The following is a 1,621-nucleotide window of genomic DNA, read 5'->3' as shown; positions in this document are numbered from 1 at the left end:
TCGTCGGCGAGAACGGCGCCGGCAAATCCACGCTCATCAAGCTTTTGACCGGCGTCATGCCGCGCACCTCCGGAGAGGTCATCTGGGAAGGCCAGCCGGTAGCGCTCGCGACGCCGCATGAGGCGATGGCGCTCGGCATCAATGCCGTGCACCAGGAGGTCGTGCTGTGCCGTCACCTGACGGTCGCCGCCAACATGTTCCTCGGCGAGGAGAATTCGCGCTTCGGCATCCTGCAACAGCGCGCCATGGTCAAGGAAGCCCAGAAGATCATCGACGATCTCGGCTTCGACCTGCCGGCGCATGTCACGCTGGGCGACCTCACCATCGGCCAGCAGCAGTTGATTGCAGCGGCCCGCGCCACCGTGCGCGGCACCAAGTTCCTGATCTTCGACGAGCCGACCGCCTACCTCACCCGCAAGGAGGCCGACCAGCTTTTCACCCTGATCCGCCGGCTGAAGGGCGAAGGCGTGACGATCATCTACATCAGCCACCGCATGGAAGAGGTGTTCGAACTCGCCGACCGAGTTTCCGTGCTGCGCGACGGCACGCTGGTCGGCACCCGCAACATCGCCGAGACCAACGATGCCGAACTGGTCAAGATGATGATCAACCGCTCGATCGAGCAGGTCTACCACAAGGAGCATTTCACGCCGGGTGCCGCGATCATCGAGGCAAGAAACCTGTCCGGCAAGGGCTTCGAAAATGTCTCGATGACGGTTCGCGCCGGCGAGATCGTCGGCCTCTATGGCCTGATCGGCGCCGGGCGCAGTGAGTTCGTCACCACGCTTTACGGCCGCCATCGCAAGTCGGCAGGCCAGATCCTCTGGGAAGGCAAGGATGTCCAGGTCAATTCCGAGCATGACGCGATCAAGCTCGGCATGGCGCTGGCGCCGGAAAGCCGCCGCGACCAGGGGCTTTGCCTCAACCTGCCGGTCGGCCTCAACCTCAACCTGCCGATCTACAAGCGCATTTCGAACAATTTGCTGATTTCGAGCGCGCAGGAGAAAACGCAGGCCGATCGCCAGATCGCCGATCTGCGGATCAAGACGCCGACGCGCGGCGCGCTGGCGTCCAGCCTGTCGGGCGGCAACCAGCAGAAGATCGTCATCGGCAAATGGCTGGCGCACGGCGCCAAGCTGTTCATCTTCGACGAGCCGACGGTCGGCGTCGATGTCGGCACCAAGGCCGAGATCTATCGTCTGTTCGGTGCGCTGCTGTCGAAGGGCGCCGGCATCATCCTGATCTCGTCCTATCTGCCGGAAGTCTATGAACTCGCCGACACGCTGCATGTGTTCCGGCGCGGCAAACTGGTGGCCAGCCATGGCTTTCGCGCCGCCAGCCACGAGGACATTCTCACGCAGGCGCTCGCCGAGAAACAAGAAAAGCTGGGAGGACAGATATGAGCACCGAGGCGATTGCTGTCGAAAAACCGAAGCGCAACTACAACGTCCTGTTTGGGCTGACGCTTTTGGCGCTGCTGGTTCTGCTCTGGATCCTCCTCTCCGTGGCGACAACAAGCTTCGCCTCGGCCAACAACATAGCCAATCTTTTGCGCCAGGGCTCCATGATCGCCATCATGGCGGTCGGCCAGACCTTCGTCATCATCGGCGGCGGCATCGAC

At 62.6% G+C, this 1,621-nt stretch carries 1 protein-coding gene and 1 pseudogene; both read left to right on the top strand.

Translation table 11 applies throughout. The annotated features are described in order from the left end of the window. Window positions 1–1,403 (top strand): sugar ABC transporter ATP-binding protein (locus tag EN935_RS35145; RefSeq protein ID WP_164771649.1); only part of this gene is annotated, 1,403 nt, incomplete at its 5' end. After that, window positions 1,400–1,621: pseudogene (locus tag EN935_RS35140) on the top strand (ABC transporter permease); the annotation flags it as partial. The gene EN935_RS35145 and the pseudogene EN935_RS35140, both read left to right, overlap by 4 nt.

The organism is Mesorhizobium sp. M7D.F.Ca.US.004.03.1.1 (assembly GCF_003998635.1).
In the GTDB taxonomy this organism is placed as follows: Bacteria; Pseudomonadota; Alphaproteobacteria; order Rhizobiales; family Rhizobiaceae; genus Mesorhizobium; species Mesorhizobium loti.
Note: the sequence above shows the minus strand (reverse complement) of the source record. Positions and strands in the feature narration are given on the sequence as shown.